The organism is Pseudoxanthomonas sp. SGNA-20, assembly GCF_003931635.1.
GTDB lineage: Bacteria > Pseudomonadota > Gammaproteobacteria > Xanthomonadales > Xanthomonadaceae > Pseudoxanthomonas.
Map to the genome: position 1 here is coordinate 1 of NZ_RRYK01000015.1, position 14431 is coordinate 14431.

Genomic DNA, 14431 nt, shown 5'->3' on the forward strand with positions numbered 1-14431 from the left:
GTGGCCGCGGTCGGGTCCACGGCCGACGCGGTGCGCCGCCACCTGGGGCGCTGACGGGCCGGCATGAGCCTGGTCGACTACCAGCGCAAGCGCAGCTTCGACCGCACCCGCGAGCCGGAGCCCGGCAAGCCGGCGCCGCGCGGGCAGCGGCCGATCTTCGTGGTCCAGCTGCACCACGCCAGCCGCCGCCATTACGACTTCCGCCTGCAGGTGGGCGACGCCCTCAAGAGCTGGGCCGTGCCCAAGGGGCCCAGCTACGATCCGGCGGTCAAGCGCATGGCGGTGGAGGTCGAGGACCATCCGCTGGACTACGCCGGCTTCGAGGGCGAGATTCCCAGGGGCGAGTATGGCGGCGGCCACGTGGCGCGCTTTGACCATGGCGTGTGGTCCACCGAGGGCGATCCCGAGGAGCAGCTGGCCAAGGGCCACCTGCGCTTCGAGCTGCACGGCAGCAAGCTCAAGGGGGGTTGGCACCTGGTGCGCTCCGGCAAGCCGGCACGGCAGCCGCAGTGGCTGCTGTTCAAGGACAAGGACGCCTGGGCCGGGAGCCTGGAGGCCGACGACCTGCTGGCCGAGGTCACGCCTGCGCCGGAGGAGGACCGCAGGCGCGCCGGCCGCGGCAAGCCCACCCGCAAGCGCCTGGCGGAAGTGCCAGCGCCGCGCGCCAGGCACAAGGACTGGAAGAAGCGCGCCCTGGCCCTGCCCGGCGCGCGCGCGGCCGAAGCGCCGGAGGGCCCGTTCCAGCCGCAGCTGGCGCGGCTGGGCCAGAACGCCCCGGAAGGGGAGCAGTGGCTGCACGAGATCAAGTGGGACGGCTACCGGATCCTGGCCACGGTGCGCGACGGCGAGGTGCGGCTGTGGTCGCGCAACGCGCTGGAATGGACCGACCGCATCCCGGAGATCCGCGACGCCGTCAAGGCGCTGGGCCTGCGCAGCGCGGCGCTGGACGGCGAGCTGATCGCCGGCAGCGGCACGCGCGAGGACTTCAACCTGCTGCAGGCCACGCTGTCCGGGGAGCGCCCCGGGGTGCTGGCGTACGTGCTGTTCGACCTGCTGCACGTGGACGGCGTGGACATCAGCGAGGCGCCGCTGCTGGAACGCAAGCAACTGCTGCAGGAGGTGCTGGCGAAGGGGCCGGCGCACCTGGCCTACAGTTCGCATATCCCGGGTGATGGCAGCCAGGCGGTCGCGCTGGCGGCCGAGCGCCACTTCGAGGGTGTCATCTCCAAGCGTGCCGACCGCCCGTACCGCCCGGGTCGCGGCGACGACTGGCGCAAGACCAAGCAGCTGGCCAGCGACGAGTTCGCCATCGTCGGCTATACCGCGCCGCGCGGCAGTCGCACCGGCTTCGGTTCGCTGCTGCTGGCCAGGCCGGATGCGGAGCATGGCTGGCGCTACGTCGGCCGGGTGGGCACCGGCTTCAGCGATGAGCAGCTGCGCGAACTGGCGCCGCGGCTGGCGCAGGACGCCGGCAGCAAGCCGACCGCGTTCGTGCCGGCGATGGACACCGCGCTGCGCCGCGCCACCTGGGTGCCGCCGCGGCTGGTGGTGGAGGTGTTCTACCGCGGCATCGGCGGGCAGGAGCTGCTGCGCCAGGCCTCGCTCAAGGCGCTGCGGCCGGACAAGGACATCGCCGACCTGTACGACAGCGACCGCGGTCCGGGCGTCGTGGAGGAGGAGGCGATGGCAGCGAAGGGCGGCAGGAAGGCGGCGAAGAAGGCGCCCGCGCGCAAGAATGCGGCGAAGACGGCCACCAGAAAAGCGGCGAAATCGGCAGCGGGGAAGGCCACGCAAGCTGCGACCAGGGCCGCTGCGAAGAAGTCCACGGCAGCAGGCAAAGTCGCCGCCACGCCGGCACGCGCCTCGGCGAAGGCCCGCACTGGCACGGCCACGGCGGCGAAGGCCAGTCCGGCATCCGCCCGCCGGCGCAAGGCCGCCACCCAGACCCGGGACTGGCCGAAGCTCTCCAGCCCCACCAAGGTGCTGTTCCCCGATATCCGCGCCACCAAGCAGGACGTGTGGGACCACTACACGGCGGTGATGGACCACCTGCTGCCGGAAATCGCCGGCCGCCCGCTTTCGGTCATCCGCTGTCCCTCCGGCACCGGCAAGCCTTGCTTCTTCCAGAAGCATCTGACCGCCGGGCTGGAACGGGTGGCCTCGGTGAAGCTCAAGGAGGAGAGCGGCACCAACGCGCATTACCTCGTGGTGGAGGATGCGGCCGCACTGATGGAGCTGGTGCAGTTCAACGCGCTGGAATTCCATCCATGGGGCGCGCACGCCGACAACCCCGATTCCGCCGACCGCGTGGTGTTCGACCTCGATCCCGGGCCGGACGTGCCGTTTTCCGAGGTGAAGAAGGCGGCGGTCGACATCCGGCGGCAGCTGGAAGCGCTGGAGCTGGAGTCGTTCTTGCGCGTGACCGGCGGCAAGGGCCTGCACGTGGTGGTGCCGCTGGCGCCGGGCTGCGACTGGGAGCTGACCAAGCGCTTCGCCCACGGATTTGCCGATGCCCTGGCCAGGTCCGAACCGGACCGCTTCGTCGCCACCGCAACCAAGCGCTTCCGCAACCGCAGGATCTTCGTCGACTACCTGCGCAACGGCCGCGGCGCCACGGCGGTGGCCTCGTATTCGCTGCGCGCCCGTCCCGGGGCGCCGGTGGCCATGCCCATTGGCTGGAACGAACTGGCGCGGTTGCCGCGCGCGGACCTGTACACGATCAAGGATGTACCGGAGAAGCTGCGCCGGCGGCGCAAGGACCCCTGGGCCGGCATGGATGCGATCCGCCAGAACCTGGCCCGCTGGGCCGATGCGAAGTGACGTATTCAGTATCCGATGAATCTGGAAATGCAGCCTGGAGCACATCATGCCGATGGCATCGGCGGTCCACCGGTGGCATCCTCTGCCGGCCCGTACGCCCTGCGGACCGGAAAGGGGGACTTGTCCGATGAGCGGCACCACGCGATGACACACGCCGGCGCGCCAGCGAGCCCGCAGGGCGAGCACCTGCTGCTGCAGGGCGTCACCGACTACGCCATCTACCTGCTGGATGCCTCCGGCACGATCCTCAGCTGGAACACCGGCGGCGAGCGGATCAAGGGCTACACCGGCAGCGAGGTGATCGGCCGGCATTTCTCCTGTTTCTACACGCCGGAGGAAATCCAGCACGGCGTGCCGGAGCAGGCGCTTGCCATCGCCAGCCAGGAGGGCCGCTACGAGACCGAAGGCTGGCGCGTGCGCAAGGACGGCAGCCGCTTCCGCGCGCACATCGTGATCGATGCGATCTACCGCGACGGCGGGCTGGTCGGCTTCGCCAAGGTCACCCGCGACATCACCGAGCACTACCAGGCGGCCGCGCAGCGCCGCCAGGCCGAGCAGGCGCTGGCCCAGGCGCAGAAGATCGCCGCGGTCGGCCAGCTCACCCTGGGCATCGCCCACGACTTCAACAACCTGCTGGCGGTCATCACCGCCAGCCTGGACCTGCTGCCGGCGGCGGAGGGGCGGCGCCGGCAGATGCTGGTCGACGCCGCGCGCCAGGCCGCCGCGCGCGGCGCGCGCCTGACCCGGCAGATGCTGGCCTTCGCCCGCGGCCAGTCCCTGGAACCGGAGCTGCACGACGTCAACGCGCTGATTGGCAGCGCGGCCGAGGTCTACCGCCGCGCCGGCGGCCCGATCACCCAGTGCGTGTTCGACCTGGCCGAGGCCGACACCCGGGTCATGGTCGACGCCGAGCAGCTGGAAGCGGCGCTGGTGAACCTGGTGGCCAACGCGCGCGATGCAATGGAGCAGCCGGGCACCATCCGCATCGCCACCCGCATCACCCGACCCGACCCGGCGCTGCATCCAGGCGCCGTGGCCGGCCGCGATTACCTGTATGTCTCCGTGGCCGACGATGGCCCGGGAATGGAGGAGCACGTGCGCCAGCGCGCCATGGAACCTTTCTTCACCACCAAGGATGTCGGCCGCGGCAGCGGCCTGGGCCTGAGCCAGGTGTTCGGCTTCGCCAGCCAGTCCGGCGGCTTCGCCTTCATCGAGAGCGCGCCGGGCGAGGGTACCTGCGTGACCATGGCCATCCCTGCAGGGGAGGCCGCCGATGCCTAAGGTGCTCTACGTGGAGGACGACGAGCTGCTGCGCATGGTCACCAGCCTGGCGCTGGAGGATGCCGGCTATGCCGTGGTCGAGGCCCACGACGGCCACCAGGCGCGCTGGCTGCTGGACCAGGAGGGCGGGTTCGACTTCGTCATCAGCGACATCAGCATGCCCGGCGGCATGAGCGGGCTGGAGGTGGCGCAGGCCGCCCAGGCCGCGCGGCCCGGGTGCCGCACCATCCTGGTGTCCGGCTACGCCACCTCGCAGCTGCCGGCGTTGCCGGACTCGGTGATCTACCTGGGCAAGCCGTTCCGGGTGCAGGACCTGATCGACACCCTGGGCGCGGCCGGCTGACCCCGCCACGCTGGCGGGAGGCCGCGGAAAAGAACACGGCCGCCAGGGGCGGCCGTGGTGCACCGGAGCGGGGGAAGCACCGGCGCGATGGCGTCGGGGGGCGCCAAGGGGACGAGCATGCCCGGGCCGCCGCGGCCGCACCATCGGGAATTGCCGGCCCCTGGGGTCAGGGTTTTCCGAACGTGCGCACGGGGGGCCGCGCCGTGGACCAGGCCCGGCCTGGGCCATGCACGCCAAACAGGCACTCGGGTGGTGGGCCGATTTGCTACGCTGCGGCGCCCTTCACATCCCTGGTTCCGGTGTCCCCATGCCGTTGTTGCGGGTCCCGCCCATCCTGCTGCTGATCGTCCTCAACACCCTGGTGCATGCGGTGCCCGTGCTGCTGGCCGGCGTGGTCAAGGCGGTACTGCCGCTGCGGCCGGTGTGGCGCGCCTGCAACCCGGTGCTGACCGGGCTGGCCGAGAGCTGGATCGCGGTGAACACCTGGATGATGGGTGCCTTTACCCGCACCCGCTTCGAGATCGAGGGCACCGCCGAGTTGCGCCGCGACGGCCATTACCTGGTGCTGGCCAACCACCAGAGCTGGGTCGACATCCTGGTGTTGCAGAAGGTGTTCAACCGCAAGGTGCCGCTGCTGCGCTTCTTCCTCAAGCGCTCGCTGTTCTGGGTGCCGGTGCTGGGCCTGGCGTGGTGGGCGCTGGATTTCCCGTTCATGGGCCGCTACACCCGCCGCCAGATCGCGAAGAACCCGGAGCTGGGGCGGCGCGACATCGAGACCACGCGCAAGGCCTGCGAGAAGTTCCGCGACATCCCGGTGTCGATCATGAACTTCGTCGAGGGCACCCGTTTCACCGAGGCCAAGCACGCGCAGCAGGCCTCGCCGTACCGGCACCTGCTCAAGCCCAAGTCCGGCGGCGTCGCCTTCGTGATCGACGCGATGGGGCAGGGCCTGCATTCGATCCTGGACGTGACCATCGCCTATCCGGGCGGCCGCCCCTCGATGATCGACCTGATGGCCGACCGCGTGCCCGCGGTGCGGGTGAAGGTGCGCCAGCGCCCGATCCCGGCCGAGCTGGTCGCCGGCAACTACCAGGAAGACCGCGCCTTCCGCGCCTGCTTCCAGCAGTGGATGAACGGGCTGTGGCGCGAGAAGGACGAGGACATGGAGCGCCTGCTGGCAGGCTGAGCGGCGGCGCCCGGATGCGGAAGGGAGGCTCCGCCTGAATGCGCGTCGCGGCGCGGTTTGCGCGTCGCGGCCGCAGCCGTTAAGGTGGGCGGCAACCGAGGCACCGTGAGTCCACCGGTCCTTGCGGCCATCCACTTCAACCCCCCTTTCCTTTCCAATACCAGGGAGCACTTCCATGGAGATCGCCGCCGCCCGCGTGGCCACGTTCCACTACATCCTCACCGACGACGCAGGCCAGGTCCTGGACCGTTCGCCGGAAGACCATCCGCTCAGCTATTTCCACGGCGGCGGCAACATCATCCCCGGCCTGGAGAAGGCGCTGGAAGGCCGTAGCGCCGGCGAGTCGCTGACCGTCGACGTGCCGCCGGCCGAGGCCTATGGCGAGCGCATCGAAGGCCTGGTGCAGGACGTGCCGCGCGAGGCGTTCCAGGGCATCGACCGCATCGAGCCGGGCATGCAGTTCCAGGCCAACGGCGGCCAGGGCCCGGTGCTGGTGACCGTGGTCGCGGTCGGCGACCGCCAGGTCCGCATCGACGGCAACCACCCGCTGGCGGGCAAGACCCTGCACTTCGACGTGCGCATCACCGACGTGCGCGAAGCCACCGACGAAGAGAAGCAGACCGGCCGCGTCGCCGCCTGACCGCTTCGCGACGTGACATGAAAAACGCCGGCCCCAAGGCCGGCGTTTTTCTTTGCGGCGCCACCGCACCCGTCCGTGGTGCGCGGGCCAGGCCATGCCTGCAGGGGTGCACGCAGGCGCCGGCACCCGCTTGCATGCGCGCACGCGCCTGCAGGGGTGCAGGCGCCGGGCGGCCTCAGGCCGCCTTCTTCTTCTTGGCCTGGTTGGCGGTCTCGGGCGTTTCCACCTTGGTCAGCACCGGGGTGTTGCCGAGCACTTCGATGCGGCCGCCGGCCTTGCGGAAAGCCTCCAGGTCGCGGGCGATGCGCTCGCGGGTGAGGGTGCTGGAGGCCTTGCCGGTATCGGCGAGCTTGCGGCCCTTGGTGGACGTGGGAGCGGTCTTGCGGACGGCCATATGCGTCTCCTTGGTCAGTCGAGGGTGAGCGGGATGCCGCGCTGCCGCTGGTCGCGGTAGCGGGCGCGGATGTCCAGGCAGGCCCGGCCGCCCATCGCGAACTGGCGGCAGATGGCGGGCCGGTCCTGGTAAATCGAGCAACGCAGGTGCAGCGGATCGATGGCCGCGCACCAGCCGTCCTCGTCCTTGGCCATGGTTTCCAGGCCGTGGTCGTCGATGGCGATGAACCGGGCGGGTACGTGGTCGCCCGGCAGCAGCAGGACCGGCAGGCGGCAGCACACTGCATCGCAGTGCCTGCAGTCAGCGCCGGCCTCGCGCGCGCTCAGGACGTCGTCCCCGCGGGGAAGGGAGTGGGAGTGCGCGCTAGCGCGATATCCGCACCGGAATACCGGTGGGCGTGGAGAACCGGAATAAGGATGGCGACGCCCTGGAAGCGGCCCCTGGCCGGCGCGGATGCCGCGGCCTGTGCCGGAAGCCTGGTGCGCGCGGCAGGGGGCACGCGGATGGATGGACTGCCGGATTGCCGGCGAAGTATAGCGCAAATCGCCGATCCGTGCCGAACTGGTGGCGGATCTGCAGGCAACAGCACGCAAAACACTGCATTCCACGCAATCGGCCGCGATGCTGCGCGGCGCGCCACTGGTAGGATCGCCGCTTTCCCAGCTGGTGAGCGCCATGACCCTGCAACGTTTCCATCCGATCGGCATTCCCGGCCAGCCATGGGGCCCGGCGGAAAAGGCGCAGTGGCTGGCGATGCAGCGCCGCCGGCGCAGCCATGCCGACGAGGTGGTTGCGCCGGTGCGCGCACTGGCCGATGCCTGGGACGTACTCGAGTACGGCATGCTGGATTACGCCGGCGAGCGCTACCCGCTACTGGCGCTGCGCAGCCGCGGCTGGGACGGCGGCCTGCCGGTGGCGCTGGTGACCGGCGGCGTGCACGGCTACGAGACCAGCGGCGTGCAGGGCGCGCTGCTGTTCGCGCGCGAGCACGCGGCGGCCTACGCCGGCCGCATCAACCTGCTGGTCGTGCCCTGCGTCAGCCCGTGGGGATACGAGCGCATCCACCGCTGGAACCCCGACGCGGTCGATCCCAACCGTTCCTTCCGCCAGCCCAGCCCGGCGCGCGAGTCGGCGGCGCTGATGGAACTGGTGGCGCCGCTGCGCGGCCGCTTCCTGCTGCACGTGGACCTGCACGAGACCACCGACAGCGACGAGAGCGAGTTCCGCCCGGCGCTGGCCGCGCGCGACGGCAAGCCGTTCGAGCCCGGGTACATCCCCGATGGCTTCTACGTGGTGGACGACAGCGCCAACCCGCAGCCGCAGTTCCAGCAGGCGGTGATCGAGGCGGTGGCGAAGGTCACCCATATCGCCCCGGCCGACGCGGACGGCCGGATCATCGGCTCGCCGGTGCTGGCGCCGGGCGTGATCGCCTATCCGCTGGTGGAGCTGGGGCTTTGCGCCGGCATCACCGGTGCGCCCTACGTGACCACCACCGAGGTCTACCCGGACAGCCCCAGGGCCACCCCGGAGCAGTGCAATGCCGCCCAGGTGGCGGCCATCCGCGGCGCCCTGGACTACGTGCTGGCGCAGCCGCAGGCATAAGGTTTTGCCGCCCGCTGCCGACAACCACTGCGGCGCTCCACGCGCGGCGTGGCGGCAGGCTGGCGGGCCGCGCGCGGCCCGTGGTCTCCGGTAAGATCGCGCGCTTGCGGGCGCCTGCGGACGCCCGGTGCAGACAGGGGAAAAGCATGCGATGGATCGGCTGGCTGTTCGGACGCAAGCGCGCGCAAGGCGTGCCCGACGCCCGTCGTCCGCATGAGCCCGTTGCCGCGGAGCGGCTGCCCGGTACCTTCTCCATGCCGCAGGACGAGGCCGGCGACGCCGGCGAGCACTGGACCGTGCGCCTGGCGGCGATGGCCCTGCCGGCGCAGGCGCCGGCCCCCGATCCGCGGCTGCTGCCGGAGGTCGAGGTCGCCCTGCTGCAGCTGGTGCACGAACGCGCCCGGCTGCCACGCCGGCCGCAGCTGCTGCCGCAGCTGCTGGGCCTGCTCAACGACGAACGCGCATCCGGGCGCCAGATCGCCGAGGTGATCGGCCGCGACCCGGCGCTGGCGGCCAACCTGCTGCGCTTGGCCAACAGCCCGATGTACCGCGTGCAGAGCGCCATGGTGGAGAGCCTGGACCGCGCGGTGGCGCTGGTCGGGACCGAGGGCCTGCGCCAGCTGGTGGCGGTGGCGCTGATGCAGCCGGTGATGCGGCTGGAGGGCGGTGCCACCGGCAGCCTGCCCGAGCGCGTGTGGGAACACACCGAACTGGCAACCGGGCTGGTCGCGCGCAGCGCCTCCGGGCGCGGGCGCGACGCGGTGTTTGCCGCGCAGCTGTTGGCACTGATGCAGGGCCTGGGCGCGATCATGGTGGTGCAGGCCCTGCGCGACGCCTGCGCGCGCCTGCAATGCCAGGCCCCCGACGCGACCACCACGGCCGAACTGCTGCAGCGCTGGGCGCGGCGGATCGGGCAGGGCGTGTCCCGCGCCTGGGACCTGCCAGCGGTGGCCGGGGTGCAGGACGTGGCCGGGGTGGCCAGCCTCGAGGCGCTGCTGGAAACCGCCAGCAGCGCCGCGGTGGACATCATGCTTGCCGGCAGCGAGGCCGCCGCCGGCTGAGCGCTGCTTGCCGGTCCGGAGCCAGGCGGGCTTCCCCATCGAGCAGTGCCGGACGCGAGGCGGCGATCCCGCCGGGAAAGGCGCGTGGCGCCCGTGTGCGCCCGCAGGCGCCACCGGTTGCCGAGCGCCTGGTTGCTGCATGCCCGGGGGCGGCCCCGCCCGGCCGGTCAGGACAACGCGCTCAGGACGCCGGCTGCCAACCCGGGCCCGGGACGGTATTGATCATCCAGGGGATGCCGAACCTGTCGACGCAGGCACCGAAGCCGGGCGACCAGAAGGTCTCGGCAAAGGGCATGGTCTGCTGGCCCCCTTCGGAGAGCTGCTCGAACCAGCGCCGGGCGTCGTCGATGTTGTCGGTATGCAGGGTCACGTCGAAGCCGTTCTTGGGCTTGTCGATGTTGGGCGCCCACTCCTGGTCCATGTCCGCGCCCATCAGTGACTGGTCGCCCACGTCCAGCCAGGCATGCATGAGCCAGTCCTTGTAGCGCTCGTCCAACTGCATCCCTTCGGGATTCATCGAATAGGGCACGGCGTTGGTGATCTTGCCGCCAAGCACCCTGGCATAGAACTCGAACGCCTCGCGGCACTGCCCCCGGAAACTGAGGCTGGTCACGATCTTCATACGTCTCCTCCTTGGTGAGTGGCCGCGGGCGGCATGCCCGGGGCGGTTCTGTGGATCGGCTGCACTCCCGCGACGGGTGGAGGGCGGGCAGATCGACATGCACGAGGAGGTCGCGTTGCCGGGGCAGGGCCGGACACGATCCTGGGCGGAGGGAATATGCATCCAGGCCCGCCTGCGGGCATGAATGCGCGATGCGCGCCACATGGAACGGCGCGGGGTGTCCGGATCGACCGGGGGCTGGCGCGGGGCGCCGGGTCCGGCGCCCAGGACAGGCCCTGCCTCGGGAGCGAGGCAGGGGCCCGCCCCAACGCACCGGGATTACCGCACCTTCCAGGGCCGCCCGTGAGTGGGGCGCGCGGACGCGTATGGATTCCCGCAACGGTTCCGCGGCGCCAGCTGGGTCGGTGCGCGGAGGCTACGCCTTGTTGCGGTGGACCAGGTCGCTGGTCCCGCACTCGGGGGAATCGCGGAAGAATTCCAGCCCCGACTTGCGCAGGCGGGGATGATGCCCCGGGAGGCAGGTGAAGCGGATGGCGGTGTTGGTCTGGCAGGCGCTGCACTTGAGGTAGTACCCGAACTTGCCGTAGCACACCTGTCCCTCGCGGCCGCCACAGGACTTGCAAGCCGGCAGGGCAGGCTGGGGTGGCGACACCGGGGCAGCGGCCGCCTCGACGACGGGCGGTGCTTCCACGGCCTGCGCGACCGGCGGCGGGGTTGCGGCCACCCGCGCGTCCCGGGCGGATGCGCCGTCGCCTGCCGGCTGGTGCATCGCAGCCAGCTGGCGGGCCACGGCTTCCAGGGTGTCGGAAGACACGAACTTGGCGGCGGTACGCAGGATGCCCAGCAACGGATTCTCGTTGTCCACGTCCCGCCAGATGGCCTTGCGCAGCTGGTCGGCCTTGATCACGCGGCGGGTGTCGAAGTGCCTGGGACGGTCGATGCGGGCGCTGGGGGATACCAGCACGAAGTGCTGGAACGCCGGTGGGATGGCGAAGCCGAGCCGGGTGGGGAGGGCAAGCGAGGCCATCACCTCGCGCAGGACCTGGATGTGGCGCTCGTTCTGCTCCAGCTCGCCAGTCCGTCCTATCAGTCCATGTCCTTCGACGACCGGTTCGGGTTGCTCGTGGATGCGGAGCTGGCGACGCGGGAGAATCGTCGTGTCACCCGCCTGCTGAAATCTGCAAAGCTCAAAGCCCCTGGCGCGGTGCCCGAGGACATCGACTTCTCTGCCCGGCGTGGCATCGACAAGCGCCAGGTCATGGATCTCCTGACCTGCCAGTGGATCGAGCGTGGCCAACATGTGGTCATCACCGGGCCCACCGGCACCGGCAAGACCTGGCTTGGCTGCGCGCTGGGACGCGAAGCTGCCCGAAAGGGATTGTCGGTCAGCTACCAGCGCATGCCACGACTGATGGAGGACATGGAGGTCGCGTACTCGGATGGGAGCTTGCCGGCGTTGCGTACGAAGCTGGGCAAGGCCAGGTTGCTCATCCTGGATGATTGGGGCGTCGCCCCGATCACTGCCCGGGGTCGACAGCACCTGCTGGAGGTGATCGACGACCGCGTTCCCGGAGGATCGGTGCTGATCACGTCCCAGCTTCCGGTGAAGACCTGGCATGACTACCTGGGCGAGCCCACGGTGGCCGACGCCATCCTGGATCGCCTGCTGCACAACAAGCACACCATTGAGTTGAAAGGCGACTCGATGCGCAAGCACGCAGTTCGTTGATCTGATCATCGTTCCCGGCGAGCGCCGGGAACGATGGTTCTGACCGGGCAGCGGCGATGCCTCCTTGGAGGCGGATACTGATCCCCTTCGACGGAACGGCTGCCGGCCGCCAGGTCTACTGCGCCCGGACCTCGCGCTCGTACCACGGGCGAGTGTTGTTGACGATCTTGACCACCGACAGCATCACGGGCACTTCGATCAGCACGCCCACCACGGTGGCCAGCGCCGCGCCCGAGTGCACGCCGAAGAGGGCCACAGCCGTAGCGACCGCAAGCTCAAAGAAATTGCTGGCACCAATCAGCGCCGACGGTCCCGCCACGCAGTGGGCGACGCCCAGCCTGCGGTTGAGCAGGTAGGCCAGGCCGGAGTTGAAGTAGACCTGGATCAGGATCGGCACCGCCAGGATTGCGATGATCAGGGGCTGCTCGACGATCTGCCTGCCCTGGAAGCCGAACAGCAGCACCAGCGTCGCCAGCAGTGCCACCAGCGAGACAGGCCCGAGACGAGCGCGCACCCGCTCCAGCCGGGCCTCGCCGCCATGTGCAAGCAACCAGCGACGGAGGAAGACTGCGACCGCGACCGGCACCAGGATGTAGAGGCCGACTGACAGCGCCAGCGTGTCCCAAGGTACCGTGATCGACGACAGCCCCAGCAGCAGGGCTACCAGCGGTGCGAACGCCACCACCATGATCGCGTCATTGAGCGCGACTTGGCTGAGCGTGAAGTTCGCGTCGCCACGGCACAGGTTGCTCCACACGAACACCATTGCGGTGCATGGCGCGGCAGCCAGCAGGATCAGCCCTGCCATGTAGGAGTCGATCTGGTCCGCCGGGAGCCAGTCGGCGAAGACATGCCGCAGGAAGAACCAGCCCAGCAGGGCCATTGAGAACGGCTTGACCGCCCAGTTGACGAACAGGGTGACGCCGATGCCGCGCCAGTGCCTGCCCACTTCCCGCATGGCGCCGAAGTCGACCTTCAGCAGCATGGGGATGATCATCAGCCAGATCAGTGCGGCCACCGGCAGGTTGACATTCGCGACTTCCATGCCGCCGAGGGCTGCGAACGCACCCGGCATGAAATGTCCCAAGCCGGTGCCGACCACGATGCACAACGCCACCCACAGGGTCAGGTAACGCTCGAACAGCCCCATGCGGGGCGTTGCCTCAGCCATGGACGGACGCCTCGTCTTCAGGCTGTACGAAACCGATGCGATCGAGCGAGTCCTTCAGGGCGGCACGGTCGTCCCAGACCTCGGCCGGCAGTGCCAGCAGTGCCTGCAGGCGCGCCTTGACGATGCGGTGGGCCTGGCGGAATGCCTCCCGCTTGTCCTCATCATCGCCTTCCACGGCTGCCGGGTCTGGAAGCCCCCAGTGCACGCGGAGAAAGTCCCCGAGCACGACGGGGCAGGTTTCGGCCGCGGCCGAATCGCAGACGGTCACCACCAGATCCATCGGTGCCGCGTCCGGCGTTGTGAACTCATCCCAGGACTTGCTGCGCAGGCCTGCGGTGGCAATGCCTTCGGCCGCCAGCTGGGCAAGCGCCCAGGGATTGACCGTGCCGGCCGGCTGGCTGCCGGCGCTGAAGACCTCGAAGCGGTGGCCGGCCCAGGCGCGGAGCGTGGCCTCGGCCAGCACGCTGCGCGCGGAGTTGCCGGTGCACAGGAAAAGGACGCGACGCTTCATCGGGACGGTTCCTCGAGTGACAGGTGGGAGGGGGTCAACAGGCGCAGGCGGCCGCGACATCAGGGGGGCAGCTCTCGTCCGAGGAGCCCGCGCAGCAGTTGTGGGTCAGGTAGGCGACCAGTGCGTTCATGGCCTCGAAGTTGGCGCGGTAGCAGACGTTGCGCCCCCGGCTCTCGCTGCCGATCAGGCCGGCGTGGACGAGTTCCTTCAGGTGGAAGGACAGGGTTGCGCCGGGGACGGCCAGCGCTTCCGCGATTTCACCGGCCATGCGGCCGTCGGGCCCGGCCTCGACCAGCAACCGGAAGATCGCCAGCCGGGTGGCGTGGCCCAGCGCCGTCAGCGCAGCGATTGCCTGATTCGTTTCCATCATTCTAGAATAGTCGAATGAATAACGAACGGCAATCATCCGCGCTCCTCGACCTCCCCCATCTGGCCGCCGACCTGCTTCCCGGCCCTCGCCATGACGCACTCGGTGCAGACACGGGCCAGCCGGCGCCGCGCATCCTCCTGCTGTACGGCTCGCTGCGGCCGCAGTCCTACAGCCGCAAGCTGGCCTTGGAGGCCGAGCGCATCTTGCGCCACCTCGGCGCCGAAACGCGGGTGTTCGATCCACACGATCTGCCGCTGCTGGACAGCGTTGGCAAAGACCATCCGAAGGTGCGGCAACTGCGCGAATGGTCGCAGTGGTCGGAAGGTCAGGTCTGGGTTTCGCCCGAACGCCACGGCACGATCACCGGCGTGTTCAAGAACCAGATTGACTGGCTGCCCCTCGAGGATGGCAGCGTGCGTCCCACCCAGGGGCGGACGCTGGCGGTGATGCAGGTGTGCGGCGGATCGCAGTCGTTCAACGTGGTCAACACTCTGCGGGTGCTGGGGCGGTGGATGCGGATGGTGACGATTCCCAACCAGTCCTCGGTCGCCAAGGCATGGCAGGAGTTTGACGACGCGGGACGTATGCGCGCCTCTCCGTTCTACGACCGGGTGGTGGACGTGATGGAGGAGCTGGTCAAGTTCACGCTCCTGGTTCGCGGGCGAAGCGCCTATCTGAATCGCCCCGGCTTCTGTAGACAC

General features: G+C 70.0%; 16 protein-coding genes. 9 read left to right on the forward strand and 7 right to left on the reverse strand.

Annotation, left to right across the window (positions count from 1 at the left end):
- The first annotated feature begins 63 nt into the window (after positions 1-63).
- The 5 genes from ligD to EIM48_RS14990 all read left to right on the forward strand — a co-directional run bounded on the left by ligD (position 64) and on the right by EIM48_RS14990 (position 6270).
- A complete protein-coding gene (ligD, locus tag EIM48_RS14970; RefSeq protein WP_125112027.1) occupies positions 64-2820 on the forward strand; it encodes a DNA ligase D in 2757 nt (918 codons plus the stop codon).
- Between the two features lie 120 nt (positions 2821-2940).
- A complete protein-coding gene (locus tag EIM48_RS14975; RefSeq protein ID WP_233581715.1) occupies positions 2941-4101 on the forward strand; it encodes a PAS domain S-box protein in 1161 nt (386 codons plus the stop codon).
- Positions 4094-4444, forward strand: coding sequence for a response regulator (locus EIM48_RS14980; protein ID WP_037034671.1), 351 nt, complete (start codon positions 4094-4096; stop codon positions 4442-4444). Before EIM48_RS14975 ends, EIM48_RS14980 begins: the two co-directional genes overlap by 8 nt.
- Positions 4445-4751: 307 nt before the next feature.
- Positions 4752-5630 carry an acyltransferase gene (locus EIM48_RS14985; RefSeq protein WP_028914984.1) on the forward strand — a complete coding sequence of 293 codons (879 nt, stop codon included), beginning with the start codon at positions 4752-4754 and terminating at the stop codon, positions 5628-5630.
- Between the two features lie 175 nt (positions 5631-5805).
- Positions 5806-6270: a peptidylprolyl isomerase gene (locus tag EIM48_RS14990; RefSeq protein ID WP_125109460.1), complete on the forward strand. Its 465-nt coding sequence runs from the start codon at positions 5806-5808 to the stop codon at positions 6268-6270.
- A 175-nt stretch (positions 6271-6445) separates the two neighbouring features.
- On the opposite strand, the gene EIM48_RS14995 is transcribed toward EIM48_RS14990, so the two are convergent.
- Positions 6446-6664: a hypothetical protein gene (locus EIM48_RS14995; protein ID WP_019398153.1), complete on the reverse strand. Its 219-nt coding sequence runs from the start codon at positions 6662-6664 to the stop codon at positions 6446-6448.
- Between the two features lie 14 nt (positions 6665-6678).
- Positions 6679-6990 (reverse strand): YkgJ family cysteine cluster protein, encoded by a 312-nt coding sequence (locus EIM48_RS15000; protein ID WP_083852403.1) that lies wholly within the window; start codon positions 6988-6990, stop codon positions 6679-6681.
- A gap of 349 nt (positions 6991-7339) precedes the next feature.
- Here EIM48_RS15000 and EIM48_RS15005 point away from each other — a divergent pair, with 349 nt between their 5' ends.
- Both EIM48_RS15005 and EIM48_RS15010 read left to right on the forward strand, forming a co-directional pair.
- Positions 7340-8266 (forward strand): M14 family metallocarboxypeptidase, encoded by a 927-nt coding sequence (locus tag EIM48_RS15005; protein WP_125112028.1) that lies wholly within the window; start codon positions 7340-7342, stop codon positions 8264-8266.
- A gap of 146 nt (positions 8267-8412) precedes the next feature.
- Entirely contained in the window at positions 8413-9327 is a 915-nt protein-coding gene (locus tag EIM48_RS15010) for an HDOD domain-containing protein (protein WP_026010425.1), read from the forward strand.
- Positions 9328-9508: 181 nt separating this feature from the next.
- Here EIM48_RS15010 and EIM48_RS15015 read toward each other — a convergent pair whose 3' ends face one another.
- Together EIM48_RS15015 and EIM48_RS15625 are read right to left on the reverse strand one after the other, a co-directional pair.
- Positions 9509-9949: a VOC family protein gene (locus EIM48_RS15015; protein ID WP_019398157.1), complete on the reverse strand. Its 441-nt coding sequence runs from the start codon at positions 9947-9949 to the stop codon at positions 9509-9511.
- Positions 9950-10364: 415 nt separating this feature from the next.
- Positions 10365-10976 (reverse strand): hypothetical protein, encoded by a 612-nt coding sequence (locus EIM48_RS15625; RefSeq protein ID WP_125112029.1) that lies wholly within the window; start codon positions 10974-10976, stop codon positions 10365-10367.
- A 21-nt stretch (positions 10977-10997) separates the two neighbouring features.
- On the opposite strand from EIM48_RS15625, the gene istB reads away from it, so the two are divergent.
- Positions 10998-11678 carry an IS21-like element helper ATPase IstB gene (gene istB, locus EIM48_RS15630; protein ID WP_028914989.1) on the forward strand — a complete coding sequence of 227 codons (681 nt, stop codon included), beginning with the start codon at positions 10998-11000 and terminating at the stop codon, positions 11676-11678.
- 115 nt (positions 11679-11793) lie between these two features.
- Here the strand turns inward: istB and arsB are convergent, their stop codons facing one another.
- From arsB to EIM48_RS15040, 3 genes are read right to left on the reverse strand one after another with little or no spacing between them, the layout of a single operon-like run.
- Complete coding sequence (gene arsB / locus EIM48_RS15030; RefSeq protein ID WP_125112030.1) at positions 11794-12828, reverse strand: ACR3 family arsenite efflux transporter; 1035 nt, start codon at positions 12826-12828, stop codon at positions 11794-11796.
- Positions 12829-12841: 13 nt separating this feature from the next.
- Positions 12842-13360 carry an arsenate reductase ArsC gene (locus EIM48_RS15035; RefSeq protein WP_019398161.1) on the reverse strand — a complete coding sequence of 173 codons (519 nt, stop codon included), beginning with the start codon at positions 13358-13360 and terminating at the stop codon, positions 12842-12844.
- A gap of 34 nt (positions 13361-13394) precedes the next feature.
- The gene (locus EIM48_RS15040; RefSeq protein ID WP_026010426.1) at positions 13395-13727 is read right to left on the reverse strand and encodes a metalloregulator ArsR/SmtB family transcription factor; all 333 of its coding nucleotides are present in this window, start codon (positions 13725-13727) and stop codon (positions 13395-13397) included.
- 17 nt (positions 13728-13744) lie between these two features.
- On the opposite strand from EIM48_RS15040, the gene arsH reads away from it, so the two are divergent.
- Positions 13745-14431, forward strand: a 687-nt coding sequence (arsH, locus tag EIM48_RS15045) for an arsenical resistance protein ArsH (RefSeq protein WP_125112031.1), incomplete at its 3' end; no start/stop codon positions are given.

Coding starts and splice junctions, on each gene's coding strand:
- ligD (WP_125112027.1), top strand. CDS start 64: ATGAGCCTGGTCGACTACCAGCGCAAGCGCAGCTTCGACCGCACCCGC.
- EIM48_RS14980 (WP_037034671.1), top strand. CDS start 4,094: ATGCCTAAGGTGCTCTACGTGGAGGACGACGAGCTGCTGCGCATGGTC.
- EIM48_RS14985 (WP_028914984.1), top strand. CDS start 4,752: ATGCCGTTGTTGCGGGTCCCGCCCATCCTGCTGCTGATCGTCCTCAAC.
- EIM48_RS14990 (WP_125109460.1), top strand. CDS start 5,806: ATGGAGATCGCCGCCGCCCGCGTGGCCACGTTCCACTACATCCTCACC.
- EIM48_RS14995 (WP_019398153.1), bottom strand. CDS start 6,664: ATGGCCGTCCGCAAGACCGCTCCCACGTCCACCAAGGGCCGCAAGCTC.
- EIM48_RS15005 (WP_125112028.1), top strand. CDS start 7,340: ATGACCCTGCAACGTTTCCATCCGATCGGCATTCCCGGCCAGCCATGG.
- EIM48_RS15010 (WP_026010425.1), top strand. CDS start 8,413: ATGCGATGGATCGGCTGGCTGTTCGGACGCAAGCGCGCGCAAGGCGTG.
- EIM48_RS15015 (WP_019398157.1), bottom strand. CDS start 9,949: ATGAAGATCGTGACCAGCCTCAGTTTCCGGGGGCAGTGCCGCGAGGCG.
- EIM48_RS15625 (WP_125112029.1), bottom strand. CDS start 10,976: ATGGCCTCGCTTGCCCTCCCCACCCGGCTCGGCTTCGCCATCCCACCG.
- arsB (WP_125112030.1), bottom strand. CDS start 12,828: ATGGGGCTGTTCGAGCGTTACCTGACCCTGTGGGTGGCGTTGTGCATC.
- EIM48_RS15035 (WP_019398161.1), bottom strand. CDS start 13,360: ATGAAGCGTCGCGTCCTTTTCCTGTGCACCGGCAACTCCGCGCGCAGC.
- EIM48_RS15040 (WP_026010426.1), bottom strand. CDS start 13,727: ATGGAAACGAATCAGGCAATCGCTGCGCTGACGGCGCTGGGCCACGCC.